The organism is Mesorhizobium sp. M7A.F.Ca.CA.002.15.2.1 (genome assembly GCF_003998715.1).
GTDB lineage: Bacteria > Pseudomonadota > Alphaproteobacteria > Rhizobiales > Rhizobiaceae > Mesorhizobium > Mesorhizobium ciceri.
The window spans coordinates 1-5,070 of sequence record NZ_RZPI01000414.1 but is presented as its reverse complement, the minus strand read 5'-3'; the positions used below and the strand labels follow the sequence as shown (position 1 = coordinate 5,070).

Sequence of the window (5,070 nt, the reverse complement as noted above, 5' to 3'; positions counted from 1 at the left end):
AGAATGCGCTGTCCGACGAATGGCCGAAGCCGGCGGTTACGACGGGCAGCGGTGGCTCCATTCCGGTTGTCGGCGATTTCCAGACCTATCTCGGCATGGAATCGCTGCTGGTCGGGTTCGGCCTCGACGACGACCGCATCCACTCGCCCAACGAGAAATACGAGCTCAGCTCCTTCCACAAGGGCCAGCGCTCCTGGGCGCGGATTCTCGATGCCTTGACGCGCTGAGCAGCGGAACCCCTGTTTTCCTGTTGATTTTTCAGCCGATCGCGGCGAGGACGGGCCACAAGATAAAGCGCTGCAGCATCCCCTGCGGGTCAGGGGGCACTGTAGGGCTCGACCGGAGAAGACAATGGCCGATATCCGTTTCCATAAAAACGACCTGCCCGACCTCTCGCACTACAATGTCGGGGCAGTGGCCATCGACACCGAAACGCTCGGGCTCAATCCGCATCGCGACCGGCTGTGCGTGGTGCAGATTTCGCCCGGCGACGGCAGCGCCGACGTCATCCAGATCGCGCCCGGCCAGAAGAAGGCGCCGAACCTCGTCAGCCTGCTGAGGAACCGTGGCGTAACCAAGCTGTTCCACTACGGCCGCTTCGATCTTGCCGTTCTCTACAATGCGTTCGGCGTCATGCCGGAGCCGGTGTTCTGCACCAAGATCGCCTCGCGGCTGACCCGCACCTATACCGACCGCCACGGGCTCAAGGACATCTGCTTCGAGCTTCTCGGCGTCGGGCTGTCCAAGGCGCAGCAATCGTCGGACTGGGCGGCCGAGACGCTGTCGCCCGAACAGCTCGAATATGCGGCTTCCGACGTGCTCTATCTGCACCGGTTGCGCGATGTACTGGCCGGACGGCTGGCGCGCGATGGGCGGACCAAGGAGGCCGATGCCTGCTTCCGCTTCCTGCCGACGCGTGCCAAGCTTGACCTGATGGGCTGGGACGAAGAGGATATCTTCGCCCATAGCTGAGGGCCGTTGGCGCGCTCCGCGGGCCGGTGACCGTTTGGAACCGGATACAGGCCGTCGCGTTCTGTCGGCTCAGTTTGTCGGTGCAATTGGGGATAATGACATGGCGGACAGAAAGCCGATTGCGACCGCGCCGACAGACGGCTCCAAGGTCTCCGTGACCTGGAAGGACAGCGACGGCGTCATCAACGAATCCATCGCGCAATATCGCGACGACGGCTGGTGGGTCTATATCGACAGTCACACGCAAAAGAAGGTCGAGCCGACCAGCTGGCGCCCTGCCGCAAGCGACGACGACGATCAATAAGCGCGCCGCTGGTGAGGCCGGCTGCTTTCGAATAGCCTAAGCTGTTGATGTCGAGGCCGATTCGGGCTTTCCGGTCCGCGGTCGCCCTCTTGCTCGGAGGAAATCGCTATGGGTGTCGAAAGCTTGCTCGTCTTCATCATCATCGGTGCCATCGCCGGCTGGCTCGCCGGTCTCATCGTTTCCGGCTTCGGCTTCGGCCTGATCGGCAACATCATCGTGGGCATCGTCGGTGCGTTCATGCCGGCTGGCTGTTTCCGCGGATCGGCTTTTCCATCGGCCGCGGCACTCTCGCCGCGATCATCCATGCCACGATCGGCGCCATCATCCTGCTGGTACTGGTCAAGGTTCTGAAACGAGCCTGAGGCTCGACAACGCAAAGAGCGCGCCATGAAACAGAATACGCTCTATCTCGTCATCGGCGCGCTCGTCGTCGTGGTCATCGCGCTCGGCATCTATGTCTATCGCGAGCAGACCAAACCCAAGGGCGTCGAGCTCAAGATCGACGACAAGGGCATTTCGATCCAGCAGAACTAAGCCATGCGGGGGCGCGACATGGTTGCTTCTGACGCCCCGGAAGACGTCGATCAGCCCCCGATCACCGTGGCGGAGTGGGAGAGGCTGAACCGGCCGCCAAGGCGCGAGGCGCTGCTGCGCTATCGTTGGCGGGTGTTTCGCTTTCTGAGGACATCCGCACCGGTCAGCGAATTGCAGGGGCAAGAGCAGGTATTCCGCGATGCGGTCGTCGCCACCGTGGCCTTCAACCGGCCCGAAATGATCGAATGGCAGATCCACCTGGTACGCCGATACCTGGCCGAGCACGAAAGCTACATCGTTTTCGACAACAGCAACAAGGGCGAGGCAAGGGAAGCAATCCGCGATCTCTGCCGTCGCCAGCATGTCCCCTATGTCGCATTGCCGAAGAACAGGCTGGTCGTCAGCAGATCGCACGGTCAAGCGCTCAACTGGATCGTGCGGAATTTCTTGCCCAGGTTCGGGCCGAAGCTGTTCGGCTTCATCGATCATGACATCTTTCCGACTGAACCGTTTTCGATCCGCGCCCGGATGGAGGGCAAAAGCCTCTACGGCAGCGTGCGGCGCGATACGCCGACGCCAGGCGGCTGGTTCCTGTGGCCCGGCTTCTGTTTTTTCGACGGAAGCCTTTTGCGGCGACGGCTGGATTTCGCCCCGAGCTACAAGTTTCATATGGATTCCGGCGGCGGCAACTGGCCTGTGCTCTACAGGTCGATCGATCCGGCGCTGGTTCGATTCGCTGAAAACAAATCGCTTCGCTTCGGCGCCGGACATGATCAATCCGAGGATTTTTTCATGATGGTCGAGGGCTGGCTGCACGTCACGAACGCCTCGAACTGGAGGCGACAGCCGGTCGACAGGGGCGAACACATTGTCGCGCTGTTGCGGCAAGCCGGCGGTCCCGACCAGCCGGATGTGAAGTTCGAGCCCATCTGAACGAGACAGCGAACAGCGTGGCGTCAGTAACCTGCAAAGAGCAGACGCTGGCGTTTTTGGCTGCCCAACCCCAAGGCCGGCATTCGAACACGACTTAACCCGCCCTTAAATCGCCGCATCTACTCTTCAACCCGAACGCCATAGGCATCGGGGACATCAAGCACAGCGCATGGCGAACCGCAGAGACAGTCGCATCGAACCCAGTTTCGAGGGGCCGCCGCAGGCGCGGTCCTCGGCGGGTCTTTCGGTGAACGAGGAGGATCGCGTCGTGCCGAGCAATCGCAAAGCCTCCGCAAAACGCAAGCCGGCCAAAGGGAAATCGTCGCGGGTCAAGCGCGGCAGAAGCCGGCGCGGCCTGTTCGGCGTGCTCGGCCGGCTGTTCTACTGGTGCTTCGTGCTCGCCATCTGGGGCGGCATCGCCGTGGCCGGCATCGTCATCTACTACGGCGCCAAGATGCCGGCGGCGACGACCTGGTCGATTCCCGACCGCGCCCCCAACATCAAGATCGTCTCGGCAGATGGCCAATTGCTCGCCAATCGCGGCATGAGCGGCGGCGAGGCGGTCGGCCTGCACGAAATGTCGCCCTATATCCCGGAAGCCGTCATCGCCATCGAAGATCGGCGCTTCTACTCGCATTTCGGCATCGACCCGATCGGGCTTTCCCGCGCCATGGTCACCAATGTGCTTGGCGGGCATTTCTCGCAGGGTGGCTCGACGCTGACCCAGCAATTGGCCAAGAACCTGTTCCTGACACCCGACCGCACGCTGGAGCGCAAGGTGCAGGAAGTGCTGCTGGCGCTATGGCTGGAGCACAAGCACACCAAGGACCAGATCCTCGAAATGTACCTGAACCGGGTGTATTTCGGCTCTGGCGCCTATGGCGTCGAAGCCGCCTCGCGCCGCTATTTCGGCAAGAGCGCGCGCGACGTCACCCTGTCGGAAGCCGCATTGCTTGCCGGCCTGCTGAAGGCGCCGTCGCGGCTGTCCCCGGCACGCGATCCGAAGGCCGCCGAGGAGCGCTCGCAGCTGGTGCTTGCCGCCATGCGCGACGAGGGCAAGATCAGCGCCAAGGAACTGACCTCGGCGATGAGCGCGCCGGCAACGCGTGCGCCGTCCTATTGGACCGGCTCGGAGAATTACGTCGCCGATACCATCATGGAGGAACTGCCCGACCTGATCGGCGACGTACGCGGCGATATCGTCATCGACAGCACCGTCGACCTAAACCTGCAGAAGCTCGCCGAGCAATCGATCCGCAGGCTGATCGACGACAGCGGCAAGAAACTCAACGTCAGCCAGGGCGCCCTGGTGTCGATCGACGATTCCGGTGCGGTGCGCGCCATGGTCGGCGGCTACGACTATTCGACCAGCCAGTTCGACCGTGCTTCGGAGGCACGTCGCCAGCCGGGTTCGGCATTCAAGCCGTTCGTCTATATGGCCGCTCTTGAAGCCGGCCGCACGCCCGACAGCATCCGCAACGATGCGCCGATCAAGATCGGCAACTGGACGCCCGACAATTACGGCGGCAAGTATTTCGGCAAGGTGACGCTGGCCACTGCGCTGGCCAAGTCTCTGAACTCGGTGGCAGCGCAGCTGACCATGGAGGTCGGGCCGAACGCGGTTGTCGAGGCGGCGCACCGCATGGGCATCCAGTCCGACCTGACAGCCAACACCTCGATCGCGCTCGGCACTTCGGAAGTGACGCCGCTGGAGTTGACATCGGCCTATGTCCCCTTTGCCAATGGCGGCTACAAGCCCGACATCCATTTCATCCGGCGCGTGACGACCACCGAGGGCAAAGTGCTTTACGACAGCGGCGGCGGCAGCGCGCCGCGCGTCGTCAAGCCTGAGATCGTCGGCATGATGAACTCGATGATGACGGGCACGGTTGAGATCGGCACTGCCCGGAAAGCGGCTTTCGCCTGGCCATCGGCCGGCAAGACCGGCACCAGTCAGAATTCGCGCGACGCCTGGTTCGTCGGCTACACCGCCAATCTCACCACCGGTGTGTGGTTCGGCAATGATGATGGCAGCCCGATGAAGAAGGTCACCGGCGGCGCACTGCCGGCGCAGGCCTGGCACGAGTTCATGGTTGCGGCCCACGAAGGTGTGCCGGTGCGGCCGCTGCCCGGCACCTGGAAATCGACGCCGGGCGACACAATCGTCCCCGACGAGATACCCTCGGCGAACAACACGGCGCCGGTTCCGTCCACGTCGGTCGGCCAGCAGGCACCAGCGCGGCCAGCAGCGCCGGTTGCCCAAGCGCCAGCGCCGGTCCGCGCGGCTCGTCCCGCCCAAACCGTCGATGCCGATGGCCTTTCCATGC

The 5,070-nt window shown here is 63.1% G+C and carries 6 protein-coding genes and 1 pseudogene; all 7 read left to right on the top strand.

Annotated elements, in window-relative coordinates; all coding sequences use genetic code 11:
* Positions 1–227 (top strand): M20/M25/M40 family metallo-hydrolase (locus ENZ74_RS21335; RefSeq protein ID WP_127307977.1); only part of this gene is annotated, 227 nt, incomplete at its 5' end.
* 124 nt (positions 228–351) lie between these two features.
* Entirely contained in the window at positions 352–972 is a 621-nt protein-coding gene (locus ENZ74_RS21330; RefSeq protein WP_013529549.1) for a ribonuclease D, read from the top strand.
* 100 nt (positions 973–1,072) lie between these two features.
* On the top strand, positions 1,073–1,276 hold the full coding sequence (locus ENZ74_RS21325; protein ID WP_013529550.1) for a hypothetical protein: 204 nt from the start codon (positions 1,073–1,075) through the stop codon (positions 1,274–1,276).
* A gap of 108 nt (positions 1,277–1,384) precedes the next feature.
* A pseudogene (locus tag ENZ74_RS21320) lies at positions 1,385–1,638 on the top strand (GlsB/YeaQ/YmgE family stress response membrane protein).
* Positions 1,639–1,663: 25 nt separating this feature from the next.
* Positions 1,664–1,810, top strand: coding sequence for a hypothetical protein (locus ENZ74_RS21315; protein WP_013529552.1), 147 nt, complete (start codon positions 1,664–1,666; stop codon positions 1,808–1,810).
* An 18-nt stretch (positions 1,811–1,828) separates the two neighbouring features.
* Entirely contained in the window at positions 1,829–2,743 is a 915-nt protein-coding gene (locus tag ENZ74_RS21310; protein ID WP_063170334.1) for a hypothetical protein, read from the top strand.
* Between the two features lie 169 nt (positions 2,744–2,912).
* Positions 2,913–5,070 (top strand): transglycosylase domain-containing protein (locus ENZ74_RS21305; protein ID WP_164761112.1); only part of this gene is annotated, 2,158 nt, incomplete at its 3' end.